The organism is Roseateles sp. L2-2 (genome assembly GCF_050613215.1).
In the GTDB taxonomy this organism is placed as follows: Bacteria; Pseudomonadota; Gammaproteobacteria; order Burkholderiales; family Burkholderiaceae_C; genus Roseateles; species Roseateles noduli.
On the sequence record NZ_CP192509.1, the window covers coordinates 5,479,277 to 5,500,969 of the forward strand.

A 21,693-nucleotide genomic window follows, 5' to 3' on the forward strand; every position below is an offset into this window, starting at 1 on the left:
CTCCGATGGCAAGCATCTCCCTGCGCAAGGTCGTCAAGCAGTACGGCACCGGCGCCAAGGCCAACCCGGTCATTCACGGCGTCGACGCGGAGATCGCGGACGGCGAGTTCGTCGTCATCGTCGGCCCGTCGGGCTGCGGCAAGTCCACGCTGCTGCGCATGGTCGCAGGCCTGGAGGAGATCAGCGGCGGCGAGATCGCCATCGGCGACCGCGTCGTCAACGAGATCGAACCCGCCGACCGCGACATCGCGATGGTGTTCCAGAACTACGCGCTGTATCCGCACATGAGCGTGTTCGAGAACATGGCCTACGGCCTGAAGATCCGCAAGCTGCCCGACGCCCAGATCCGCGAGCGCGTCGACAAGGCGGCACGCATCCTGGAGCTCGCCCACCTGCTGCAGCGCAAGCCGCGCGAGCTCTCCGGCGGCCAGCGCCAGCGCGTGGCGATGGGACGCGCGATCGTGCGCGATCCGCAGGTCTTCCTGTTCGACGAGCCGCTGTCCAACCTCGACGCCAAGCTGCGCGTGCAGACCCGGCTGGAGATCCAGAAGCTGCACCGCGAGTTGGGCGTGACCTCGCTGTTCGTCACCCACGACCAGGTCGAGGCGATGACGCTGGCGCAGCGCATCGTCGTCATGAACGGCGGCCGGATGGAGCAGTTCGGCACGCCCGAGGAGGTCTACGGCCGCCCGGCGACGACCTTCGTCGCGAGCTTCATCGGCTCGCCGGCGATGAACCTGCTGAAGGGTCGCGTCGAGGGCCGCCGATTCATCATCGGCAACGCGTCGCTGCCGCTGCCGCAACCGGCGCCGCGCGAAGGGGAACTGGTCCTCGGCCTGCGTCCGGAGCATGCGCTGCCGCACGACGGCCAGATCGTCGCCGGCGAAACGACCGCCTGGCCGCTGAAGGTGGAGATGGTCGAGATGCTGGGCGCGGAGCGGCTGGTGTACGGCCGGCTCGGCGACGCGGCCTTCACGTTGCGCATCGACGGGACGGACACACCGCCGCAGCCCGGCGACGAGGTGCTGCTGAAAGCACCGGCCGAGCGGCTGCACTGGTTCGATCCGACGACCGGGCAGCGCGTCGACTGAGCGCGACCGGCCTGAATCCGCCTCGAGGATCCTCGATCAGGGAGAACGACATGACGCTGCGGACACCCGTCCTCGACGACGAGAGCAACTGGCCCTGGTCGCTGCCCTTCTGGGTCGCGCATCGCGGCGCCGGCAAGCTGGCGCCGGAGAACACGCTGGCGGCTTTCCGCGAAGGCGCGCGCCACGGCTACCGCGCCTTCGAATGCGACGTGAAGCTGAGCGCCGACGGCGTGCCCTTCCTGCTGCACGACGCGACGCTGGACCGCACGACGAGCGCGCGCGGCCGCGCCGCGGACCGGACCTGGAGCGAGCTGTCGCGGCTGGACGCGGGCCGTTGGCACAGCCGCGCCTTCGCGGGCGAGCCGCCGCCCAGCCTCGAAGCCATCGCGGCCTTCGTTCGTCGCAACCAGCATGCGCTGAACATCGAGATCAAGCCCACGCCCGGCGACGAGTTCCGCACCGGCGAGGTGGTCGGCGGCGAGGTGCTGCGCCTGTGGGAAGGATCGGCGCCGGACACGGTGCTGTTCAGCAGCTTCCAGCCAGAGGCGCTGCGCGGCGCGCGCGAGACGGCGCCGCAGGTGCCCCGGGGTTTGCTGCTCGACAAGCTCGACGGCGACGGCTGGCTGCAGCTGGCGCAGTCGCTGGGTTGCCGCGCCGTCATCACGCACTACGCGTTGATGGATCAGGCGCTGGTGACGCGCCTGCACGAGGCGGAGATGAAGGCGCTGGTCTACACCGTGAACGACGCCGCCGCCGCGCAGTGGCTGATCGCCAACGGCGTCGACGGCATCATCACCGACGCGGTCGACCGCTTCAGCCCGACGGCCTGAGCGGCAGCTCAAGCAGCGGTTTCAGGCGGCGGCTCAGCGCGCGGGATCGATCAGCTCGTTGACCGAGATCATCCCGTAGATGCAGGTGTCGCTGAGCTGGCCGGCCACGTTGAGCGCGTCGTCTCTCAGCAGCCCTTCCAGTGAGAAGCCGCAACGCTCGGCGACGGCGCGGCTCGGCGTGTTGCGCGAATCGGTGCGGATTTCCAGCCGGCGCGCGCGCAGCGGGCCGAAGGCCATTCGCGCCAGCGCCACCACCGCTTCGGACACCAGCCCGCGCCCGGTGTGCGCCGGGCTGATCCAGTAGCCGATCTCGTAGCGACGCACCTTCCACTCCAGCGTGTGCAGCCCCGCGCCGCCGATCATGGCGCCGGCGCTGCCGTCGTCGGCGCGCTCGTGCACGTAGTACGCCAGATGCTGCCGCTGCAGGAACTGCGACTGCATGCGCCGCGCGATCGCTTCGGACTGCTCGACGCTGGGCTTCTCATGCGCCCAGGGCATCCACGGCTTGAGGTGCTCCTGCGCGTCGAGGACCGCCCGGTTGAGCTGCGCGCCTATGCCCGCGCGCGGCGCGAGCAGCAGGAGCCGCGACGTCTCCAGGCGTTCGGGAACGTCGATGAGGATGGGGTCGTCGGCTGGCATGACTCGCATGGTGGAGGGTGACCGCAATCAGTTGCCGTTGGCCGGCTGCAGGTTCGTGCCGTTCGCCTGACTCGCCGGAGGGATGCCCGGCATCGCTTCCACGCCCAGCGGGGGATCTTCCTCCTCGACCTTGGGCAGCACCGTCACCGTGCGGATGGCCCGGACCTGCCAGGCCAGCGCCGCCAGCAGCAGGGCGCCCACGCCGGCGAAGGCCAGCGCGGCGCGCAGGCTGACGTGTTCGCCGAGCCAGCCGCCGATCAGCGCGCCGGGGCCGGCGGGGATCAGGATCAGCCAGCGCATCGTGCTGGTCATGCGGCCCAGCAGCGGACCCGGCGTCACCGCCTGCCGCAGCGACAGGAAGTTGATGAAGATGAACACCGCGCCCAGGCCGAACATGAACAGCGTGAAGGCGAAGGCCGCCACGCCCCAGGCGTTGGCCGGCGCGACGCACAGCGCCGCCCAGCCGACGCCGCACAACGCGAAGCCGCTGACCAGGCAGGGACCGGGTCCGAGGCGCGCGCTGACGCGGTGGCCGATGGCGCTCGCCAGCACCGTGCCGGCGCCCAGCGCGATGTAGGACAGGCCGACGCTCTGCGCCGACAGCCCCAGCACGCGCGTCGCGAAGAGGATCTGCACCACCTGCGCCGCCTGGTTGAACATCTGCCAGCCGCCGACCGCGCAGGCCAGCGCGACCAGCATCGGCTTGCCGCGCACGAAGGCGACGCCGGCCTTCAGGTCGCGCCAGAAGTCGGCGCCGTCCAGGCGATGCAGGGTCTCGTTGACCTTGACGCCGCGCAGGATGGCCGCGGAGGCCACCAGCAGCAACGCGTCGACCGCCAGCGCCAGCGGCGCGCCGACCAGCTTGATGAGCGCGCCCGCGACGCCGGGACCGGCGACTTCAGCGCCCGAGGAGGCCAGCGCGTTCTTCGCATGCGCCTCGACCAGCCGGTCGCGGCTCACGACCTGCGTCAGCACGATCTGCGAGGCGCTGCCCGCGATCGTGTACACGGTCCCCAGCAGGAAGCCGACGAAGTACAGCCAGGGCATGCCCAGCCAGCCCATCCAGTGGGCGACGGGCACGCTGGCCACGGCGACGGCCAGGGTGAGCTCGCCGACGATGTAGACCGGCAGCTTGCGCACGCGGTCCAGCCAGACGCCGGCGGGCAGCGAGAACAGCACGAAGGGCGCGAGCTCCATGGCGGTCAGCACGCCCATCTGCGTCGGCGAGGCATGCAGCAGCACGGCCGCGGTCAGCGGCAGCGCCAGCAGCGTGATCTGCCCGCCCAGCGAGCTGATCAGGATCGAGGTCCAGAGACGCCGGTAGACGAGGTTGCGCAGCAGATCGCCGGCGGGGAGCTGGATGAGGTCCAGCAGGCGGTCGAGCAGACGGTCGACCCACGTGGTTGTCCTCTTGGGCAACATGATGAAACTCCGGATGCGGTCCGCGCGGGGCGTCGTGCGCCGGTTGCGGATCGGGCGAGCGGGACGCCGTGGGCGTCGGGCTCGCGGAAAGCCAAGGACCTGGGAGGCCGGCAGCATCGTGCCGGCGGGCGCCGTGAAGGCGCTACGGTCGTCGCGCCCAGCCGGCCCGGCCAAGCGCGCGCACCGACGCCGGGGCGTCGTCTTTGGTGCGGTCTAGCAGCTTGGTCATGGGTCGGCTCCGATCGTGGATCGTGGCGTGAGAGCTTCCGGGGAGGAAGAAGGCGCCGATGCTATCAGCGCCCCTGTGTCATCGACAAGTGAGGAAAGGCAGGGGACGCGGCGCGGACAGGGCGCGTGCCTCGACTCACCAGCCGGCGGCCGCGCCGTCGCGACGGGGATCGCTCGCGGCGACGTAGCCCTCCACCGCCGGATCGCCGAGGCGCCAGATGAACTGGCCCGCGCCGAAGTCCTGGTAGCTGTCGTTGATCTCCGCGATCTGGTGGCCCAGCGCGCGCAGGCCGGAGACGGCCTCGGGATTCATCGTCGACTCCACGTTGATCGACAGGCCCGCGTTGTAGCGCCAGCGCGGCGCGTCGCAGGCGGCCTGCGGATGCTGCCGGTGATCGACCATGCGGACCAGCGTCTGCAGATGGCCCTGCGGCTGCATGTTGGCGCCCATCACGCCGTAGCTCATCTGCGGCTGACCGTCCTTCATCAGGAAGGCCGGGATGATGGTGTGGAACGGCCGCTTGCCCGGCGCGACGACGTTGGCGTGTCCCGCCTCGCGCGTGAAGCCGTGACCGCGGTTCTGCAGCGACAGGCCGTAGCCCGGCACGACGACGCCCGAACCGAAGCCGTGGTAGTTGCTCTGAATGAAGCTGACCATCATGCCGTTCTCGTCGGCGGCGGTGAGATAGATGGTGCCGCCCTTGACCGGATTGCCGGCCTGGAAGTCCTGGGCCTTGCGGCGGTCGATCAGTTTCGCGCGCTCGGCCAGGTAGGCCGGGTCCAGCATCTCCGAGGCCTGGACCTTCATGGTGCGCGCGTCGCTGACGTAGCGGTAGGTGTCGGCGAAGGCGAGCTTCATCGCCTCGATCTGCAGGTGATGCGACTCGGCGCTGTCCACCGGCAGCGACGCGATGTCGAACTGCTTGAGGATGCCCAGCGCGATCAGCGCCGCGATGCCCTGCCCGTTCGGCGGGATCTCATGCAGCGTGTGGCCGGCGTAGTCCATCGAGATCGTGTCCACCCACTCCGGCGCATAAGCGGCGAAGTCGGCGGCGGTGATCGCGCCACCGGTCTCGCGCGCGAAGGCCGCGGTGGCTTCGGCGATCTCGCCGCGGTAGAAGGCGTCGCCGTTCGTCTCGGCGATCAGTCGCAGCGTGCGCGCGGCCGCGGCGAAGCGGAACACCTCGCCCACCTCCGGCGCGCGGCCCTTCGGCAGGAAGGCCTCGGCGAATCCCGGCTGCGACACGAGGTCCTCGACCTTCGACGCCAGCCGCCACTTGCCCTGCACGACCACCGGCACGGCGTAGCCGCGCTCGGCGATCTCGATCGCGGGCGCCATCAGATCGGCGAAAGGCAGTTTGCCGTAGCGCTTGCTCAAGGCGACCCACCCGCCCACCGCACCCGGCACGGTCACGGCGTCCCAGCCGCGCAGCGGGAGCGAGGAACCCGCGCCGTACTTGCGATCGAAGTACTCGGACGTCCACGCTTGCGGAGACAGGCCGGAAGCGTTCAGTCCCTGCAGCGTCTTGCCGTCCCACACGATCGCGAAGGCATCCGACCCCAGGCCGTTGCTGCAAGGCTCCAGCAGCGTCATGCAGGCCGCGGTCGCGATCGCGGCATCCACCGCGTTGCCGCCCTGCCCGAGGATGCGCAGGCCCGCCTGCGCGGCCTGCGGATGCGAGGTCGACACGACGTTGCGCGCGAAGACCGGGCTGCGTCGGCTCGCGTAACCGGTGGTCCAGTCGAAGGCGTGGTGGGGGGCGGTCATCGCTGTCTCCTGAAGGGGTGCGCGGCATCTTGCCCGATGCCCTGCCCGGGCGACAGCGCGCAAGACCTGACGCGTGAAGGACCCGTGCGGATTGCGTAACCCATTGCAAAGCAGCGTCGGGCTGTCAACACAAGGTGTCGCCGCGTCGTTGTCTGCTCACCTTGTTCAACCCGCTGGAGAAACCAGATGCAAGCCTTCAAGACCATCAAGACCCTGGCCCTGATCCCCGCCCTGCTGATTGCCGGCGCCGCGATGGCCCAAGGCACCGCCACCCCGGCGGCGCCGACGACGCAGGCCGCTCCCGCAGCGACCGCCGCGCCGGCGTCCGACGCCAAGGCCGAGCACAAGGGCGGCAAGCATCACAAGGCGACCGGCGACAAGACCGCCGCGCACAAGGCCGGCCACAAGAAGGCCGACAAGGCTGAGAAGCCGGCCGAAGGCGCTTCCGCCGCCAAGTAATCGGCGCGGAAGTGGGAGGCGCCACGGGCGCCCCCACGCCCCAAAAAAGAAACCGCAGTACCGGGTGACCGGTCTGCGGTTTTTCTTTGTCCAGCGCTCGCCTGGAAGCCGCTGAGCGGCTGGAGGAATCAGCCGGCCGATCAGGCAGCGAGTTGGGCGATCGGGATGACGCGCGAGGAAGTGGCGCAGGTCACGCCGTGGGCGGCGGCGCAGTGGCGCAGCGCTTCATTGAAGACGTCGCGCGCGCAGTCGTGGCAGCTGCCGCAGGCGGAGGCCACCTGGGTCTCGTCCTGGAGCACGTCGAAGTTGTGGACGCCGTCGGCCACGTTGCGGCGGATGTCGCGGTCGGAAACTCGATGACAGAGGCAGACGATCATGGCGGCGGCGAGTCAGGATGAACCTGGGATAGCCGTGATACTAGCGCAAACGCGAATTCCTCTCAATTAGATTGCAGAGCCCCTGCGACGCGTCGGACAACTGTCGGTGAACAACGACACGGAAGCTGACCCCTCGTCATCACGACGCAACCTTCCCGCCAAGCGGACGCAGCCTTCCCGCCAGGCGGACAAAAAAAAGCCCCGCAGAGCGGGGCTTGGGGTTCCTGGCGGCGGCTGGGGCCCCGGGATGGGCGGGCTGGCGTTCAGCTGGCTTCGCCCATCTGGCTTTGCAGCCAGTTCTGTTCGCCGATCTGCGCGATCAGCTCGATCTGGGTTTCCAGGTGGTCGATGTGCTCTTCCGTGTCGGCGAGGATCTCCTCGAGGACTTCGCGGGAGATGTAGTCGCGCACGCTCTCGCAGTAGGCGATGGCTTCCTTCAGCAGCGGATGGCTGCCCATCTCGATCTTCAGGTCGCAGTGCTGCGCCTCGACGGCGTTCTCGCCGATGTAGAGCTTGCCCAGGTCCTGCAGGTTCGGCAGGCCTTCCAGCAGCAGGATGCGATCCATCAGCTTGTCGGCGTGCTTCATCTCCTCGATGGACTCGGCGTACTCGTGCTTGGCCAGGCGCTCCAGGCCCCAGCTCTTGTACATCTTGTAGTGCAGGAAGTACTGGTTGATCGCGGTCAGCTCGTTCTTCAGCTGCGCGTTCAGATACTCGATGACCTTGGCGTCGCCCTTCATGTTCTTCTCCTGGGATTCGATGGAATTCGGTGGGATGGGGCGCATTGTCCTCATCCCTACGCCGAATGGGGACAAGACCCGGCACGCCCGCTCTGCATGCGAAGTATTCGCAGCCCGTTTCCATTCGACGGGCCTCTGGAAGCGACGCGATCCGGACCGCGATCCAGCGACGTTCCATCAAGAAAAAATCAATCGCTGCGATTCTTGGTTGCTATTGCGAATGGTTCTCATTAAGATGCTTTGCATGAACGCCCACCACCACCCCCATCTTGAAGCCCTGCAAGCCGTTGCGCTGGACAGCGCACGGGTCGCCGCAGGTTCGCCGCGCGAAGCGGTTCCGCTGGTCCAGCGCCGCCGCATCAGCAGCCAGGCGCTGATGGGCAACGACCGCGAGGTCGAGATCGAACACGCCGGCTCGCTCTACCGGCTGCGTGTGACGTCGCTGGGCAAGCTCATCCTGACCAAGTGATCGGGTGATCCGCTGAGCGGCGCGGCCGGCCGAGGACCGGTCCGCCCGCTCGCGATCCCCGTCCCTGTCTCCGTCTCCGTTTCCCCTTTCCGCCCTCTCTCTGCCGGCCGTCCGCGAGGACCGCCCGCCCGCACCAGCCCGCGTCGTGCCAGCCCGTGCGAGATCCAAGAACTACAAGGATTTCGTCACCATGCAACTGCGCCCGACGCCCGTCGCGCTCGCCCTGTCGTTGGCTTTCCCGCTGGCCTTCGTGCCGGCCTTCGCCCAGACCCAGCCGGCTTCCACGACCACCTCGACCGCCGCGAAGACCGCGACCGCCGAGAACCCCCAGCCACTCGGCGAACTGACCGTCTCCGCGACCCGCACCGAACGCTCGGTCGACGCGGTGCCCAACACGGTCACCGTCAAGAACCGCAAGCAGCTCGACCGCCGTGACGCGCGCGACCTGAAGGACCTGCTGTCCGACGAGGTCGATCTCTCGGTCAAGGCGATGACGCCGCGCTTCACGGCGGCCGGCGCGTCCACGGGCCGCTCGGGCAACGAGGGCATCAACATCCGCGGCCTGGAAGGCAACCGCGTGCTGATGATGGTGGACGGCATCCGCCTGCCGCAGAGCTTCGCGTTCGGCGCGTTCGCCAGCGGCCGGGCCGACTTCGTCGATCTCAACAGCCTGGTCAGCGCCGAAGTGCTGCGCGGCCCGACCTCCACCTCCTACGGCAGCGACGGCCTGGCCGGCGCGCTGAGCCTGCGCACGCTGTCGCCGGAGGACCTGCTGGTGAACGGCAAGACCTTCGCCGGTTTCGCCAAGTTGAGCGGCCTGACGGCCGACGACTCCACACGCGCCAGCGCCGCCGTCGCCTTCGGCGCGGGCGACTGGAGCAGCCTGGTGCAGGCCACCGTCCAGCGCGGCCACGAGACGAAGAACGAGGGCGACAACGACGCGCCCAACGCCACGCGCACCAAGCCCAATCCGACCGACGTCGAGTCCAGCAGCGTGATGGCCAAGCTCGGCTACCGCGTGAACGGGAACCACCGGCTGATGGGCACGCTCGAGTACCGCGAGCGCAAGGTCGACACCAACGTGCTGACGGCCGTGACCGCGCCGCCGGCGACCGGCACGCTGCCGGGGACGGCAGTGCTGGGGCTGGTCGCGCACGACAAGCTGGAGCGCACGCGGGTGTCGCTGGAGCACCGCTACGAGGACCTCAACGCCACGTGGCTGCAGCAGGCGACCACGCACGTCTACGTGCAGGACAGCGAGACGCGCCAGTTCGCCGCCGAGGACCGCAACACCTCGCCCGACCGCACGCGGCTGGGCACCTACAAGGAACGCGTGATCGGCCTGAGCTCGCAGGCGCAGACGCAGCTGGCCAACCAGCGCCTGAGCTACGGCGTCGATCTGAGCCGCAACACGATCGACGGCGTGCGCGACGGCACCGTGCCGCCGGCCGGCGAGACCTTCCCGAGCAAGGCCTTCCCCGACACGAAGTACACCTTGGCCGGCGCCTTCGTGCAGGATGAGATCGAGGCGGGCGACTTCACGCTCATCCCCGCGCTGCGCTTCGAGCACTACAAGCTGTCGCCCAAGCAGAACGGCTACACCGGCCAGATCGTCTCGCTGTCGGATCAGGCGGTGACGCCGCGGATCGGCCTGATCTGGCGCGCCACGCCTTTCGTCCAGCCCTACGTCAACTGGGCGCAGGGCTTCCGCGCGCCGACGCCGGACCAGGTCAACAACGGCTTCACCAATCCGATCCAGGGCTACCAGAGCATCGGCAATCCCGACCTGAAGGCGGAGCACGCGAACAGCTGGGAACTGGGCCTGCGCGGCAAGCTGATGGAGACGCTGCGCTGGCAGCTGAGCGCCTACGACAACCGTTACCGCGACTTCATCTCGCAGGAGATGGTGCGCGGCTCCTTCACGCCCAACGATCCGGCGATCTTCCAGTACGTCAACCTGAGCCAGGCCCGCATCAAGGGCGTGGAAGCGCGTGTCGTCTGGGACATCTCCTCGAGCTTCAACGTCAACGCGTCGGTGGCGAAGTCGCGCGGCCACAGCATCGAGAACGGCGTCGAGACGCCGCTGGACAGCGTGCAGCCGCTGCGCGGCAAGATCGGCGCGCACTACGAGTCCGGCCCCTGGGGCGTCGAAGCCACCTGGCTGCACAGCTCCGGCAAGAAGCCGTCGGACGTCAGCACCGCCGGCCAGTTCACGCCGAAGAAGTACGACGTCGTCGACGTCGGCGGCGGCTACCGCTTCGACAAGACCTTCTCGATCTCGGCTTACGTCACCAACCTCTTCGACAAGAAGTACTGGCGCTGGAACGACGTGACCGGCATCAGCTCGGCCACGCCCGCGGCGCTGGCCACGATCGACAGCTACACCGCCCCCGGCCGCGCCCTCCAGGTGACCTTGCGCGCCGATTTCTGACCAGGAGTTGTTCCCCATGCATGCCAGCTTCACCGCTCTGCGACAGGCCTTCGCCACGGCGCGCCAGGAGCGCAAGGCCCGCCACCGAGACATCGCCAGCGACCTGCGCATCTCCGAAGGCGAACTGCTGGCCGCGCACGCCGGCCCGTTCGCCGACGAGGAGTCCCCGCTGCGCGCGCGCCGCCTGCGCGCGGAGTGGCAGGACCTGATCGCCGCGCTGGAGCCGCTGGGCCCGGTCATGGCGCTGACCCGCAACGAGTCCTGCGTGCATGAAAAGGTCGGCGTCTACAGCGCCGTCAGCGCGATGGGGCCGCAGCGTCAGATGGGCCTGGTGCTGGGCGGCGCGATCGACCTGCGCGTCTTCTACAGCCACTGGCGTCACGGTTTCGCCGTCGCCGAGCGGCTGTCGGACGGCGCGTTGCAACGCAGCCTGCAGTTTTTCGACGCCGCCGGGCAGGCGATCCACAAGGTCTTCGTGAAGCCGGAGAGCGACCTCGCCGCGTACGAGGCGCTGGTGGAACGCTTCCTGGCCGACGATCAGAAGCCCGGCTTCGAGCCCGGCGATGCGTGGCAGGACCCGGCGGAAGTGCCGGACGCGCGCATCGACGTCGCGGCCTTCCGCGGCGAGTGGGCCTCGCTGCGCGACACGCACGATTTCTTCGGCCTGCTCAAGCGCCACGGCTTGACCCGCACGCAGGCGCTGCGCCTGGCCGAGCCGCGTTTCGCGCAGCCGGTGGCGCTGTCCAGCGCGCAGGAACTGCTGAGCCGCGCCGCGCAGGAGAACGTGTCGATCATGGTCTTCGTCGGCAACCCCGGGATGATCCAGATCCACAGCGGTCCGGTGAACAAGGTCGCGATGATGGGCCCGTGGATCAACGTGCTGGATCCCGGCTTCAACCTGCATCTGCGCGAAGACCACATCGCCTCCGCCTGGCTGGTGCGCAAGCCCACGGTCGACGGGCTGGTGTGCTCGCTGGAGTTGTTCGACGCGCAGGGCCGCACGATCGCGATGATGTTCGGCGAACGCAAGCCCGGGCAGGCGGAACGCTGCGACTGGCGCAACCTGCTGGAGAGCCTGGTCGAAGGCGCGCCGGCGGAGACCGTGCCGTGCTGAGCCGCCGCCACGTCCTGTCGCTGGCGCCTGCCGCGGCGCTGCTGTCGATCGGTGGCCGCGCGTGGGCCGCGCCGCAGCGCGTCATCGCCGTCGGCGGCGCGCTGACCGAGCTGATCTACGAACTGGGCGCGCAGGGCGAGCTTGTTGGCGTGGACAGCACCTCGCTCTATCCGTCGGCCGCGACCAAGCTGCCCAACGTCGGCTACGCGCGCACGCTGGCCGCCGAAGGACTGCTGTCGCTGGCGCCGACGATGGTCGTCGCCACCGAGGAAGCTGGCCCGCCGGCGGTGCTGCGCCAGCTCGAAGCCGCCAAGGTGCCGCTGCACGTGTTGCGCGCGGAGCATCGCTTCGAAGGCGTGCTCGAACGGACGAAGGCGCTGGGCGATCTGCTCGGTCGCCAGCAGCAGGCGACGGCCCTGTCGCAGAAGCTGCAGGCTGAATGGACCGCGAGCCGCGTCCAGGTGACGAAGCTCGCCGCCGGCCATCGCGCGCCGCGCGTGCTCTTCGTGCTGTCGAACGCGGCGAACCAGGCGCGCATCGCCGGTTCCGCCACGGCAGCGGACGCGATGATCGGCTACGCCGCCGCGACCAATGCGCTCGGCGATGCGCAGGGCTACAAGATGCTCTCGCCCGAAGCCGCGATCGCCGCGGCGCCGGACGTGATCCTCGCGACGACGCAGGGCCTCGAAGCCAGCGGCGGCATCGACGGTCTGCTGAAGCTGCCAGGCCTGGCGCAGACGCCCGCCGGCCAGAACAAGCGCGTGGTCGTGATGGAAACGATGGAGCTGCTCGGCTTCGGGCCGCGCACGCCGAAGGCATTGACCACGCTGGCGCAAGCCCTGCATGCGCCGGCGGTTGCGGGCAAGACGGCGTGAGCAGCGAGCGGCGTCCAGCACGACGTTCGGCACGACGCTCGGCACGACGGACAAGGCAATGAACCCGGTCGGATCCGCCCTGCCCTCGCCGCTCGCCGCGGTGCCGGCACGGCGCGCGTGGTCGCGCCCGATGCTGCTGGCGGCGGCGCTGGTGCTGACGGTGATCGTGGCGGTGCAGTTCGGCGCTGTGACCATCGCGGCCGCCGACTGGTTCAACGGACCGTGGAGCGACGCGCCCAAGACCGGCGGCGCCCACGTGCTGTGGCAGCTGCGGCTGCCGCGCCTCGGGCTGACGCTCGCGGTGGGCGCGGCGCTCGGCCTGGCCGGCGCGCTCAGCCAGGCGCTGTTCCGCAATCCGATGGCCGAGCCCAGCCTGCTCGGCGTCACCAGCGGCGCAGCCGCGGCGGTGGCGCTCACCCTCACCGTCTTCGCCGGCCTGCACACGGCGCTACCCGCGGACGTCCGCCTGTGGCTGCTGCCGCTGGTCGGCTTCGTCGGCGCGCTGGCGGTGTGCTTCTCGCTGGACCGCCTCTCGCGCTGGCTCGCGCCGGGCTCGATCGCCGCGTTGCTGCTGTGCGGCCTCGCGCTGCAGGCGATGACCTTCGCGGTCGTCGGCCTGTGCAGCTTCATCGCCAACGACGATCAGCTGCGCGCGATCAATTTCTGGACGCTCGGATCGCTGGCCGGCGCCAACTGGATCATGGCCGCGGTGATGAGCGGCGCGCTGCTCGTGCTGGGCACGCTGGCGCTGCGCGTCGCCCCGCGTCTGAATGCCCTCGCGCTCGGAGAAGCGGCAGCGGCCCACGTCGGCATCGACGTCGAACGTCTGCGCTGGCAGTGCATCACCATGGTGGCGCTGCTGTCGGCGCTGGCGGTGGCCTGGTGCGGGAGCATCGGCTTCATCGGCCTGATGGCACCTCACCTGGCGCGGCAACTCGTCGGCGCGGACCAGCGCCAGGTGCTGCCCAACGCGACGCTCGCGGGCGCCCTGCTGCTGGTCGTGGCGGACACCTTCGCGCGGACGCTGGCAGTGCCGGCAGAGATCCCCGTCGGCGTGTTCAGCGCGCTGATCGGCGCGCCGTGGTTCCTGTTCCTGCTGCGCGGCGCGGTGCGCCGCATGGGGAGCGCGTGATGGGATCGCTCCTGACTTTGCAGGACGTGCGCGTGACGCTGGGCGGCACGGCCATCGGCCCGCTGACGCTGCGCGTCGATCCGGGCGAACACGTCGCGATCCTCGGCCCGAGCGGCGCCGGCAAGTCGACGCTGCTGCGCCTCATCGCGCGCGAGCTGCGTCCGGCGGCGGGTGCGCTTCATTTCGATGGACAGCCGCTGGGCGCCTGGTCGTCGGCGGCGTTGGCGCAACGCCGCGCGGTGTTGCCGCAACAGCACGGTGTCGCGTTCGGACTGCCTGTGGAGCTGGTCGTCGCCCTCGGCCGCGTCGCGCGGCAAGGCGACGGGCGCCAGGACGCGATCGTGCGCGAGGCCTTGACGCAAGCACAGGCCGAGCATCTGCACGGTCGCCGCTTCGATACGCTGTCCGGCGGCGAACAGGCGCGCGTCCAGCTGGCGCGCGTGTTCGCGCAGGCCTGGGATGCGCGCGACGGGCTGCTGCTCGTCGACGAGCCGGTGGCGGCGCTCGATCCGGGACTGAGCGTCTCGCTGATGGCCGCGATGTCGGACTTCGCGACACAGCGCGGCCACGCGCTGGTGGCGGTGCTGCACGACCTCAACCTCGCGGTGAATCATTTCGACCGGCTCTGGCTCATGAAATCGGGCCGGCTGCTGGCCGACTGCGACGCGCTGCCGGCGACCTTGCCGTTGCTGGAACAGCTCTACGACACGCGCCTGCGGCTGCTGCGCGATGAACACGGTCTCGCGATCCTGCCGATGCTGGCCGGCGCGGTGGGAACGGTGGGAGCGCGCGCATGAGTCCTCGTTGGACCGGCTGGGCCGTGACGGGCGCGATCCACGTGGCGATGCTGCTGGCGCTGGCGAGCGCCTTCTCGCCCCAGCGCCCGCCCGCGCCCGTGCCGTTGACGATCAGCGCGCGCCTGGTGCCTTCGAAGCCCACGTCGGAAGCGACGCCTCCGTCGTCGATCTCCATCCAATTGCCCCGCTCAGCGTTGAGCGTTCCTCCGACGCCGGACATCCCGCCGCCGCCCGTGCAGATCGAGATCACGCCGCCGATCGCCGTCGCGGCGACGCCGCTGCGATTCGATCCTCCTGCAGCGGCGCAAGCGGATCAGGAATCGGCCTCGGCCCGTCCGGTCGCAGTCGCGGTCGCCGCCGTCTCGACCACGGCGACGGCGTCGCCGTCCGCCCCCACGACCACGCCAGCGCCGGCGACCACCGATGTCCCGGTCCAGATGCCTGCCGACCATCGCGCCTGCAGCGCCCGACAGATCGAGCGTCACTACCCGGGAATGCTGCGCGATCGCGGCATCGAGGGTCGGGTCGTGCTGCGCGTCAAGGTCGATGCCGACGGTCACGCCGCCGAGGTCGTCGTGGCCGGCGGCAGCGGCTGGCGGCTGCTGGACGAGGCGGCGCGCCGCGTCGCCGAAGCCTGTCCCTTCGTCCCTGCCCGACGCGGCGACCAGCGACTGGTCAGCTGGGTCGAGTACCCGGTGCGCTTCGCGCTCCAGGCGTCCCCCTTGCAGTAAGGAGTCCACTCCATGTGCGACAAGCCCACCTCCCCTTCGCTCCTGAGCCTGCTGGCGCGCGCCGACGCGGGCACTTCCGGCCTGCCGGGCGATTCCCCGTTGCTGGCCTCCGCCGCGAACGCGGTGACGGGCGGCGGCGTGTTCATGCAGGAGGGCGACACCGTGCCCGCCGCGGTGGCAGGTCTGCCGCTGGCGCAAGCCCTGGCACGCGGCGACGCACTCGCCTCTTCATCGCCCGCCTCGTCCTCGTCGCACGCCTCGTCCTCCTCCGACGACACGCCCGTGCCGCGCGGTTCGCGCCGTCGCCGCCTGTGGGAACTGCCCGCGCAGGCCCTGTGCCCGGTGATCGGCGTGTGCCTGCCGATGCCGGTGCTGCGTCGCAAGCTGGGCAAGATGCTCGGCGGCGAGGCGCTGGCCAACGACTACGAGATGCACTGCGGCGCGATCAACGAATGCGCGCGTCGCGGGCCGATCTCCGAGATGCTGCAGAAGGAACTGGATCAGCGCTTCTCGATCGCGCTGCGGCAGTCGTCGCAGCACAAGACGGCGGAGTCGCTGACGCGCTGGTGGAACGCCGCGCAACAGGGCAACGACGTCGGCGGCGCGCTGTGGGGCGCGCTGACGCATGCGCGGTGCGACGCGGCGCTGCAGGAGCAGGTCCTGCGCGACATCCACATGCTGCAGCACCAGGTCGGCGCGGCGAACCGCGCGGACCTGCAGCGCCTCGACGAGTTGCAGGACGAGCACGCGATCCTGACGCGCGAGCTGGCGCAGGCGCAGTCGCGCAGCACGCGCCTGCTCGCGGAGCGCGCGCGCGAGCTGGAGCTGTCGCAGGCCGAATGCCTGCGCCTGCGCGGTGAGCTGCTGGCGCGCGACACGCTGGCCGCGGGACTGCGCGAGGAGCTGCAGCAGCTGGAGGAAAGCATTCCCGGCCTGCGCCATCGCCACGAACAGGCGAAGCACCTGCAGACGCAGCAGGACCGCATCCATCAGCTGGAACGCGCGCTGCTGACCTCGCGCCAACAGGCCGAGCGCGAGCAGCGCCGGGCGGACGAACTGCAGCAGGCGCTGGCGCAGTCGGAGCGTCAGCTGGAGCAGCAGCAGACGCATTCGGCGCAGCAATCCGAATCGCAGCCGAACTCGGAGTCACTGCCGTCGCTCGACGAGCGCTCGGTGCTGTGCGTCGGCGGTCGGCCGGCGGTGGTGCCGATCTATCGCCAGCTGATCGAGCGCACCGGCGGTCGATTCCTTCACCACGACGGCGGTGAGGAAGACGCGGTTTCCAAGCTCGACGCCAGCCTGGCCGCCGCGGATCTCGTGATCTGTCAGACCGGCTGCATCAGCCACGACGCCTACTGGCGCGTGAAGGACCACTGCAAGCGCCACAACAAGAAGTGCGTCTACATCGAGTCGCCGAGCGCGAGCGGCATGAGGCGGGCGCTGGGATCGCTCAGCGGCTCCGACGGCGAGGAGTCCGCGGCATCGCCAGTCGCACGAGAAAGTTGATCCCGCCGTCCTGACCGCGCGCAGTCACTCCATGGTGACCGATCGAGCCGCCAGGATCCCCGGCATGGCATAGCCCCACGTCGGAAGGCTGAGTGCCTCTGCTTCGGCTGGCGCGCCGCCGTAATTCAATTGCTCGACCTGCCCGAGCACGGCGCCGCACGTTGTGATCGCCTTGATGTGGGCGAAGGCGAACGTCACGATGCTTCGTCCCGTCAGATCCGATGCGACGGGCGGTTGCTCACCGATCCAATCGATCACGCCGGCAACGAAGAGCCGCGTGCTGCGCTCACCTCTCATCGTGAGGTGAGAGCCGACCACGCAACCCGCGCCGAATCGACCGTCTGCCAACGGCAGCGCCCAGAACTGTCCTCGCTCCAGCCAGCGGGTGGATTTCGGAACGAAGGGAAAGGCAGTACTCGACATGCGGAGGGGCGTCATCTCGCCGCGCCGGCGCCGTCATGGCCGATGCTCAGCGGGCGATCCACCTCGATCACCAGCACCAGCATCTCTTTCATCGCCCCACCTCCAGCCTGATCCCATACAACAACACCGGCTCACCGCTGCTGGGCGAAATGAAGCTGGATTCCTCGCTCATGCCGAGTCGAGCGAGCACCCGTCGCGAGGCGGCATTGGCCGGCCGGACCGTGGCGACGACACGTGGCAGCCCGAGGCTTGCCGCGAACCCCAGGACAGCCGCTGCTGCCTCACCGGCATATCCGCCTCCCCGGTGCTCGGGGAGGAACGCGAATCCGATGTCCGGCGCATCGAGATGTGCGCGCCTGGCCAGACCGCAGACACCCACGGGGATCCGCGCCTCGTCCATTTCCACCGCGTAGAAGCCGAAACCCAGCGCGCGATACTGGGTCCAGGGACCTTCGTCCAGATACCCGCGCGCATCCTCCAGGGTGCGGATGCCGCGATCTCCGATGTTGGCGAGCCAGGCCTCGTCATTCATCAACCGCAGGATGAAGGCGTCGTCTGCCGGCGTCAGTTCGCGCAACAGGAGGCGATCGGTGCGCAGCACGGTCATGTCGCGGTCTCCAATGACGGGCACGACTTGCGCCTGACGACCATGTGCGAGGCGACCCCGATGCCGAGCTTGTCGTAGAACGCCGCCGCCCTGTCGTTACCCGCGGTCGTCAACAGCTCCAGGCGCGTCGCACCGTGCGCCTGTGCGATCGCCATCAAGTCGGCGACAGCGGCCTGCGCGATGCCTCGGCCTCGGAACGCCGGCTCGACGAAAAGCACGTGCAGGTACATGTCCAGTACGCCGCTGAATGCACCCCACTTCCACGAGTAGACGGCGAGGCCGCAGGCCAGCGGCGCCGCTTCGCCGGGACGCTGGTGGCAGATCAAGCGCGCGGTCGCGGCGGGAGACTCGCCGAAGAGCGTGCGCTGCAGGAAGTCGTCAGTCGCGCCGGCCCGCGGGACGGCCTCGTCCCTCGCCAATTGCTCAAGGAAGCTCCGGATCAAAGACACCTGCTCGGACGCAGGCGGGACCAGTGTGGTCTCGGGAACGGACATGACAGGACTCACGGTGACGAGACGGTCGGCAGCGTACCCGCTTTGCCTCGCCAAACCTCTCAGCCGTACACCGCTCGCCGCACGTCCTTGTGCAGCGCCTCGTCGAACGGGAATTTCTGGGCGAAGAACACCACCGCGAGCTGGTTGGCCGGATCGACCCAGAACAGCGTGGAAGCCGCGCCGCCCCACGAGAACTCGCCCACCCTGCCGGCCGGCTCGTCGGGCGTGGTCGGCGCGATGCGCACCGAGCCGCCAAGCCCGAAGCCGATGCCCGGGCTCTTCAGGAAGTGCCGCGGCGCGATCGCCGGATCCAGGTGATCGACGAGCATCAGCTTCACCGTCGCTGGCCGCAGCACGCGCACGCCGTCGATCTGGCCTTCGCCCAGCAGCATGCGGGCGAAGCGCAGGTAGTCGTCGATGGGGCCGATCAGGCCCGCGCCGCCGCTGGCGAAGAGGAAAGGCACTTCGGGCTCGCGCTGGGCCGGGCCCTCGGCGCCGAAGCGGTAGGTCGCCGCCCGCCGGTCCTTGACCGCGTCGGGCTGCGTCCAGTCCGTCTCCTTCATGCCCAGCGGCCGCAGGATGTGTCGACGCACGTGCGCATCGAAAGGCTCGTCGGCCAGCACTTCCACCAGGCGCGCCACGATGTCCGTCGAGGTGCCGTACTGCCAGGCCGTGCCCGGCTCGTGACGCAGCGGCAGCGCCGCGACTGCGCGGCTGAACGCGGCCAGATCGGGCGATGTCTCCAGCGGATTCGCCGCGCGGAACGCGCGATCGGCCGGGCCTTCTTCCATCGCGTAGGTGAGGCCCGACGTGTGCCGCAGCACATCGCGCACGAGGATGGGTCGCTGGGCCGGCCGCTCGCCGCGACCGTCGTCCGCATGGACGCGCATGCTCTTGAACTCCGGCAGGTAGAGCGCGATCGGGTCGTCCAGCCGGAATCGACCCGCATCCCACAGCCGCATGAGCGCCACCGACGCCACCGGCTTGGTCATCGACCAGATCCGCGCCAGCGTGTCGCGGGCCATCGGCCGCCGTGCTTCGCGGTCCGCCAGGCCGAAGGCGCCGAAGTAGCGCTCCGTCCCGCCTTGCCACACCACCGCCGACACCCCCACGGCGCGACCGTCGGCGACCACGCCGCGGAGCATCTGCTCGATGCGTTTCGGCGAGATCGTCACGGACGCGCTGCCGCATCCGGGCGCGCCGCGCGATCCGCCAGGGGTGGCCTTTGCGCCCGTTGCCGCGTCCACGGCAGAAGCGGCTGTTGCGGCCATGACCGCGGTCGGCGCGGCGAGAGCTACACCAAGGAGGTGGCGACGGGAAGGTGCTTGCGTCATGCGCCGATGCTAGAGCCGTACCCGCATGTAATCGTTCCGTTGGTCGCCTGCCCTGATCTAGACTTTCCCGACCACTGCTTCAAGGGTTCGTCATGAAGGTTCTGGTCGCCTCGTTCCTCGCTTTCGCGTGTTCAACGGCGGTCCACGCCGCCGACGCGCCCTCGCCCGCCTGCGCGGCCAAGCGGGCCAGCATCGAATCCCAGATCTCCGAAGCCACCGCCAAGGGCAATCGCCGACAGCTCGCCGGCCTGAAGTCGGCGCTGGCCGCCAACAAGCGCCATTGCACCGACGCTTCGCTCGCAGCCGATCGGGAGCGCGACATCGCCGCCGCGACCAAGAAGGTGACCCGCCGGGAGGCCGACCTCGCGACCGCCCAGGCGAAGGGCGATCCGAAGAAGATCGCGAAGGAACAGAAGCAGCTCGACGCAGCCCGCGAGGCCCTGGCCGAGGCGCAGAAGCCGCTTCCGCAGTAGCACGGTGGGGCGGCGGCGCCCCAAAAGAGGTAGCGCGTCTACACCACGGGGACCTTCTTTCCGGCCAATCGCGCCGCTTGTCGGAACGCCCGTCCGGCGCTCCCCCAGTCGCCCATCTGCTACCGCAACCATCATCCCATTGATCACAATGGCCCGTCCCCGCACGCCAGCTGCCGTACTCACCATGACCCTCGCCATCGCCCGCCGCGCCCGCCGCCTGATCACCCTCCTGTGCCTCGCGGCCGCCTCGACGGCACATGCCGACATCGTCATCGGCCAGGTGGCTCCCTTCACCGGACCGCAGGCCGTCACCGGCAAGGCGATCCGCGCCGGCGCCAAGCTGTGGATCGACGACGTCAACGCCCGCGGCGGCGTCAAGGGTCAGAAGATCAAGCTCGTCACCCGCGACGACGCCCAGAAGCCCGAGGAGACCGTCCGCCTGGTCAGGGAACTGATCGCCAGCGACGCGCCCACCGCCCTGATCGGCACCGTCGGCACCTCCAACCTGGAAGCGCTCAAGCAGGACGGCGTGCTGGAGAAGACCCGCGTGTCCATGGTGGGCGCCGTCTCCGGCGCCAACAGCGTGATCACCGCGCGCAACATGTACCCGGTCAAGGCCAGCTACCGCGAGGAGGTGGACCGCCTCTTCAAGCAGCTCGGCGAGATGGGCCGGACCAAGGTCGCGGTCGTCTACCAGGACGACGGCCTGGGCCGCGATGCCCTCGCCGGCGCGCAGGCCTCGGCCAAGACCTACGGCCTGACGCTGGTCGCGCAGTCGGGCTACGCCCGCAACACCACCGAGGTCGGCAAGGCGGTGGCCGACATGATCAAGCAGTCGCCCGACGTCATCTTCCTCGCCGCGACCACCGCGGCCGCCATCGAGTTCACCGACAAGTACCAGACCGCGGGCGGACATGCCGCCCTGTACGGCATGTCCATCATCGACGTGCAGGCGCTGCTCGCGAAGCTGGGCGCGGACCGCGCCCGCGGCTTCGCGTTCTCGCTGGTGCTGCCGACCGACGACCGCGCCGACCGCGAACTCGTGCGCGACTACCAGCGTCTGCGCGGCAACGCCAAGGATCCGGACCTGTCCTCGCGCTCGCTCGAAGGCTTCATCGCCGCACGCGCGCTCGTGAAGGCGCTGGAACGCACGGCCGCGCCCGGCCCCGTCGGCCTGACGGAAACGCTGGACCGCGGCTTCGAGACCGACGTCGGCGGCCACCGCCTGACCTTCGGCAAGGGCCCGACCTCGCGCTACGTCGACTTCGCCGTGCTCGGCGCGGGTGGCAAGCTGGTGCGCTGAACGCGGCGCGGCAAGACGTGACGCTCCGCATCTCGGCGCAGGCCAAGGGCCGCAAGTGGAAAGGCCAGGCTTTCCGTCTGCTCGCGTGCGTCGGTCTCTGGGCCGTCTTCGGCGGCTGGAAGCACCCGTCGGCCCTGGTCCTCGTGGCCCTGGCCTTCGGCGCGGTCATGGTGACCCTCACGGTGGTGGTGGAACGCCTGCACTGGAACGACGTGGACATCGCGCAGGACTCGCTGACCTTGACCCGCCGCGAACTCAGCGCCGTCATCCGACGCGAGGACATCCTCATCCTGGAACTGCGTCCCAAGGTCATCCTGCTCAAGTGGCGCGGCGAGGCGAAGGCGCATGTCGCCACCCTCACCCGGGAGCGCTACAGCCCCGAGGATTGGGACAGGCTCCAGACGAACCTCCAGCCCTGGGCGAAGGCGCCCGAACAGGCACCCGCCTGAG

At 69.7% G+C, this 21,693-nt stretch carries 23 protein-coding genes; 14 read left to right on the plus strand and 9 right to left on the minus strand.

The annotated features are described in order from the left end of the window. Window positions 1–5: 5 nt before the first annotated feature. Both ACQZ13_RS24455 and ugpQ read left to right on the plus strand, forming a co-directional pair. On the plus strand, window positions 6–1,091 hold the full coding sequence (locus tag ACQZ13_RS24455; RefSeq protein WP_431048468.1) for a sn-glycerol-3-phosphate import ATP-binding protein UgpC: 1,086 nt from the start codon (window positions 6–8) through the stop codon (window positions 1,089–1,091). Window positions 1,092–1,141: 50 nt separating this feature from the next. Beyond that, a complete protein-coding gene (gene ugpQ, locus ACQZ13_RS24460) occupies window positions 1,142–1,921 on the plus strand; it encodes a glycerophosphodiester phosphodiesterase (protein ID WP_431048469.1) in 780 nt (259 codons plus the stop codon). A 33-nt stretch (window positions 1,922–1,954) separates the two neighbouring features. On the opposite strand, the gene ACQZ13_RS24465 is transcribed toward ugpQ, so the two are convergent. The 3 genes from ACQZ13_RS24465 to ACQZ13_RS24475 form a co-directional block, all read right to left on the minus strand. Beyond that, window positions 1,955–2,560: a GNAT family N-acetyltransferase gene (locus ACQZ13_RS24465; protein WP_431048470.1), complete on the minus strand. Its 606-nt coding sequence runs from the start codon at window positions 2,558–2,560 to the stop codon at window positions 1,955–1,957. A 27-nt stretch (window positions 2,561–2,587) separates the two neighbouring features. Continuing rightward, window positions 2,588–3,982 (minus strand): MFS transporter, encoded by a 1,395-nt coding sequence (locus tag ACQZ13_RS24470; RefSeq protein WP_431048471.1) that lies wholly within the window; start codon window positions 3,980–3,982, stop codon window positions 2,588–2,590. A 364-nt stretch (window positions 3,983–4,346) separates the two neighbouring features. Then, on the minus strand, window positions 4,347–5,978 hold the full coding sequence (locus ACQZ13_RS24475; protein WP_431048472.1) for a gamma-glutamyltransferase family protein: 1,632 nt from the start codon (window positions 5,976–5,978) through the stop codon (window positions 4,347–4,349). 186 nt (window positions 5,979–6,164) lie between these two features. Between ACQZ13_RS24475 and ACQZ13_RS24480 the strand changes: the two genes are divergently transcribed. Further along, on the plus strand, window positions 6,165–6,437 hold the full coding sequence (locus ACQZ13_RS24480; RefSeq protein ID WP_431048473.1) for a hypothetical protein: 273 nt from the start codon (window positions 6,165–6,167) through the stop codon (window positions 6,435–6,437). 140 nt (window positions 6,438–6,577) lie between these two features. Here ACQZ13_RS24480 and ACQZ13_RS24485 read toward each other — a convergent pair whose 3' ends face one another. Both ACQZ13_RS24485 and bfr read right to left on the minus strand, forming a co-directional pair. After that, entirely contained in the window at window positions 6,578–6,814 is a 237-nt protein-coding gene (locus tag ACQZ13_RS24485; protein WP_431048474.1) for a (2Fe-2S)-binding protein, read from the minus strand. Window positions 6,815–7,077: 263 nt separating this feature from the next. Next, window positions 7,078–7,554: a bacterioferritin gene (gene bfr, locus ACQZ13_RS24490; protein ID WP_067277196.1), complete on the minus strand. Its 477-nt coding sequence runs from the start codon at window positions 7,552–7,554 to the stop codon at window positions 7,078–7,080. On the opposite strand from bfr, the gene hemP reads away from it, so the two are divergent. The 8 genes from hemP to ACQZ13_RS24530 all read left to right on the plus strand — a co-directional run bounded on the left by hemP (window position 7,553) and on the right by ACQZ13_RS24530 (window position 16,609). Next, the gene (gene hemP, locus ACQZ13_RS24495; RefSeq protein WP_431048475.1) at window positions 7,553–8,023 is read left to right on the plus strand and encodes a hemin uptake protein HemP; all 471 of its coding nucleotides are present in this window, start codon (window positions 7,553–7,555) and stop codon (window positions 8,021–8,023) included. The genes bfr and hemP overlap by 2 nt on opposite strands. 190 nt (window positions 8,024–8,213) lie before the next feature. Beyond that, window positions 8,214–10,454: a TonB-dependent hemoglobin/transferrin/lactoferrin family receptor gene (locus tag ACQZ13_RS24500; protein WP_431048476.1), complete on the plus strand. Its 2,241-nt coding sequence runs from the start codon at window positions 8,214–8,216 to the stop codon at window positions 10,452–10,454. 16 nt (window positions 10,455–10,470) lie between these two features. Beyond that, the gene (locus ACQZ13_RS24505; protein WP_431048477.1) at window positions 10,471–11,568 is read left to right on the plus strand and encodes a hemin-degrading factor; all 1,098 of its coding nucleotides are present in this window, start codon (window positions 10,471–10,473) and stop codon (window positions 11,566–11,568) included. Next, complete coding sequence (locus ACQZ13_RS24510; RefSeq protein WP_431048478.1) at window positions 11,562–12,443, plus strand: heme/hemin ABC transporter substrate-binding protein; 882 nt, start codon at window positions 11,562–11,564, stop codon at window positions 12,441–12,443. The genes ACQZ13_RS24505 and ACQZ13_RS24510 overlap by 7 nt, the downstream gene beginning before the upstream one ends. 58 nt (window positions 12,444–12,501) lie before the next feature. Then, complete coding sequence (locus ACQZ13_RS24515) at window positions 12,502–13,575, plus strand: FecCD family ABC transporter permease (RefSeq protein ID WP_431048479.1); 1,074 nt, start codon at window positions 12,502–12,504, stop codon at window positions 13,573–13,575. Continuing rightward, on the plus strand, window positions 13,575–14,372 hold the full coding sequence (locus ACQZ13_RS24520) for an ATP-binding cassette domain-containing protein (protein WP_431048480.1): 798 nt from the start codon (window positions 13,575–13,577) through the stop codon (window positions 14,370–14,372). Before ACQZ13_RS24515 ends, ACQZ13_RS24520 begins: the two co-directional genes overlap by 1 nt. Further along, window positions 14,369–15,103, plus strand: coding sequence for an energy transducer TonB (locus tag ACQZ13_RS24525; RefSeq protein ID WP_431048481.1), 735 nt, complete (start codon window positions 14,369–14,371; stop codon window positions 15,101–15,103). The genes ACQZ13_RS24520 and ACQZ13_RS24525 overlap by 4 nt, the downstream gene beginning before the upstream one ends. Before the next feature lie 12 nt (window positions 15,104–15,115). Beyond that, the gene (locus ACQZ13_RS24530; protein WP_431048482.1) at window positions 15,116–16,609 is read left to right on the plus strand and encodes a DUF2325 domain-containing protein; all 1,494 of its coding nucleotides are present in this window, start codon (window positions 15,116–15,118) and stop codon (window positions 16,607–16,609) included. A gap of 24 nt (window positions 16,610–16,633) precedes the next feature. Here the strand turns inward: ACQZ13_RS24530 and ACQZ13_RS24535 are convergent, their stop codons facing one another. The 4 genes from ACQZ13_RS24535 to ACQZ13_RS24550 all read right to left on the minus strand — a co-directional run bounded on the left by ACQZ13_RS24535 (window position 16,634) and on the right by ACQZ13_RS24550 (window position 19,308). Continuing rightward, window positions 16,634–17,047 (minus strand): hypothetical protein, encoded by a 414-nt coding sequence (locus ACQZ13_RS24535; RefSeq protein WP_431048483.1) that lies wholly within the window; start codon window positions 17,045–17,047, stop codon window positions 16,634–16,636. Between the two features lie 73 nt (window positions 17,048–17,120). Further along, window positions 17,121–17,639: a GNAT family N-acetyltransferase gene (locus tag ACQZ13_RS24540; RefSeq protein ID WP_431048484.1), complete on the minus strand. Its 519-nt coding sequence runs from the start codon at window positions 17,637–17,639 to the stop codon at window positions 17,121–17,123. Continuing rightward, window positions 17,636–18,133 carry a GNAT family N-acetyltransferase gene (locus tag ACQZ13_RS24545; RefSeq protein ID WP_431048485.1) on the minus strand — a complete coding sequence of 166 codons (498 nt, stop codon included), beginning with the start codon at window positions 18,131–18,133 and terminating at the stop codon, window positions 17,636–17,638. The genes ACQZ13_RS24540 and ACQZ13_RS24545 overlap by 4 nt, the downstream gene beginning before the upstream one ends. A 59-nt stretch (window positions 18,134–18,192) precedes the next feature. Further along, a complete protein-coding gene (locus ACQZ13_RS24550) occupies window positions 18,193–19,308 on the minus strand; it encodes a serine hydrolase domain-containing protein (RefSeq protein WP_431048486.1) in 1,116 nt (371 codons plus the stop codon). A gap of 251 nt (window positions 19,309–19,559) precedes the next feature. Here ACQZ13_RS24550 and ACQZ13_RS24555 point away from each other — a divergent pair, with 251 nt between their 5' ends. From ACQZ13_RS24555 to ACQZ13_RS24565, 3 genes are all read left to right on the plus strand, one after another. Continuing rightward, complete coding sequence (locus ACQZ13_RS24555; RefSeq protein ID WP_088406227.1) at window positions 19,560–19,940, plus strand: DUF1090 domain-containing protein; 381 nt, start codon at window positions 19,560–19,562, stop codon at window positions 19,938–19,940. A 184-nt stretch (window positions 19,941–20,124) separates the two neighbouring features. Further along, window positions 20,125–21,243 carry an ABC transporter substrate-binding protein gene (locus ACQZ13_RS24560; RefSeq protein WP_431048487.1) on the plus strand — a complete coding sequence of 373 codons (1,119 nt, stop codon included), beginning with the start codon at window positions 20,125–20,127 and terminating at the stop codon, window positions 21,241–21,243. 17 nt (window positions 21,244–21,260) lie between these two features. Beyond that, window positions 21,261–21,692: a hypothetical protein gene (locus ACQZ13_RS24565; protein ID WP_431048488.1), complete on the plus strand. Its 432-nt coding sequence runs from the start codon at window positions 21,261–21,263 to the stop codon at window positions 21,690–21,692. Window position 21,693 lies beyond the last annotated feature (1 nt).

Bases quoted from the DNA above. Each gene is read 5' to 3' on its own strand.
- bfr (WP_067277196.1), bottom strand. From the start codon at position 7,554: ATGAAGGGCGACGCCAAGGTCATCGAGTATCTGAACGCGCAGCTGAAG.
- ACQZ13_RS24465 (WP_431048470.1), bottom strand. From the start codon at position 2,560: ATGCCAGCCGACGACCCCATCCTCATCGACGTTCCCGAACGCCTGGAG.
- ACQZ13_RS24515 (WP_431048479.1), top strand. From the start codon at position 12,502: ATGAACCCGGTCGGATCCGCCCTGCCCTCGCCGCTCGCCGCGGTGCCG.
- ACQZ13_RS24485 (WP_431048474.1), bottom strand. From the start codon at position 6,814: ATGATCGTCTGCCTCTGTCATCGAGTTTCCGACCGCGACATCCGCCGC.
- ACQZ13_RS24555 (WP_088406227.1), top strand. From the start codon at position 19,560: ATGAAGGTTCTGGTCGCCTCGTTCCTCGCTTTCGCGTGTTCAACGGCG.
- ACQZ13_RS24480 (WP_431048473.1), top strand. From the start codon at position 6,165: ATGCAAGCCTTCAAGACCATCAAGACCCTGGCCCTGATCCCCGCCCTG.
- ACQZ13_RS24505 (WP_431048477.1), top strand. From the start codon at position 10,471: ATGCATGCCAGCTTCACCGCTCTGCGACAGGCCTTCGCCACGGCGCGC.
- ACQZ13_RS24500 (WP_431048476.1), top strand. From the start codon at position 8,214: ATGCAACTGCGCCCGACGCCCGTCGCGCTCGCCCTGTCGTTGGCTTTC.
- hemP (WP_431048475.1), top strand. From the start codon at position 7,553: ATGTTCTTCTCCTGGGATTCGATGGAATTCGGTGGGATGGGGCGCATT.
- ACQZ13_RS24475 (WP_431048472.1), bottom strand. From the start codon at position 5,978: ATGACCGCCCCCCACCACGCCTTCGACTGGACCACCGGTTACGCGAGC.
- ACQZ13_RS24520 (WP_431048480.1), top strand. From the start codon at position 13,575: ATGGGATCGCTCCTGACTTTGCAGGACGTGCGCGTGACGCTGGGCGGC.
- ACQZ13_RS24525 (WP_431048481.1), top strand. From the start codon at position 14,369: ATGAGTCCTCGTTGGACCGGCTGGGCCGTGACGGGCGCGATCCACGTG.
- ACQZ13_RS24470 (WP_431048471.1), bottom strand. From the start codon at position 3,982: ATGTTGCCCAAGAGGACAACCACGTGGGTCGACCGTCTGCTCGACCGC.
- ACQZ13_RS24530 (WP_431048482.1), top strand. From the start codon at position 15,116: ATGTGCGACAAGCCCACCTCCCCTTCGCTCCTGAGCCTGCTGGCGCGC.
- ACQZ13_RS24540 (WP_431048484.1), bottom strand. From the start codon at position 17,639: ATGACCGTGCTGCGCACCGATCGCCTCCTGTTGCGCGAACTGACGCCG.
- ACQZ13_RS24545 (WP_431048485.1), bottom strand. From the start codon at position 18,133: ATGTCCGTTCCCGAGACCACACTGGTCCCGCCTGCGTCCGAGCAGGTG.
- ugpQ (WP_431048469.1), top strand. From the start codon at position 1,142: ATGACGCTGCGGACACCCGTCCTCGACGACGAGAGCAACTGGCCCTGG.
- ACQZ13_RS24455 (WP_431048468.1), top strand. From the start codon at position 6: ATGGCAAGCATCTCCCTGCGCAAGGTCGTCAAGCAGTACGGCACCGGC.
- ACQZ13_RS24560 (WP_431048487.1), top strand. From the start codon at position 20,125: ATGACCCTCGCCATCGCCCGCCGCGCCCGCCGCCTGATCACCCTCCTG.
- ACQZ13_RS24535 (WP_431048483.1), bottom strand. From the start codon at position 17,047: ATGACGCCCCTCCGCATGTCGAGTACTGCCTTTCCCTTCGTTCCGAAA.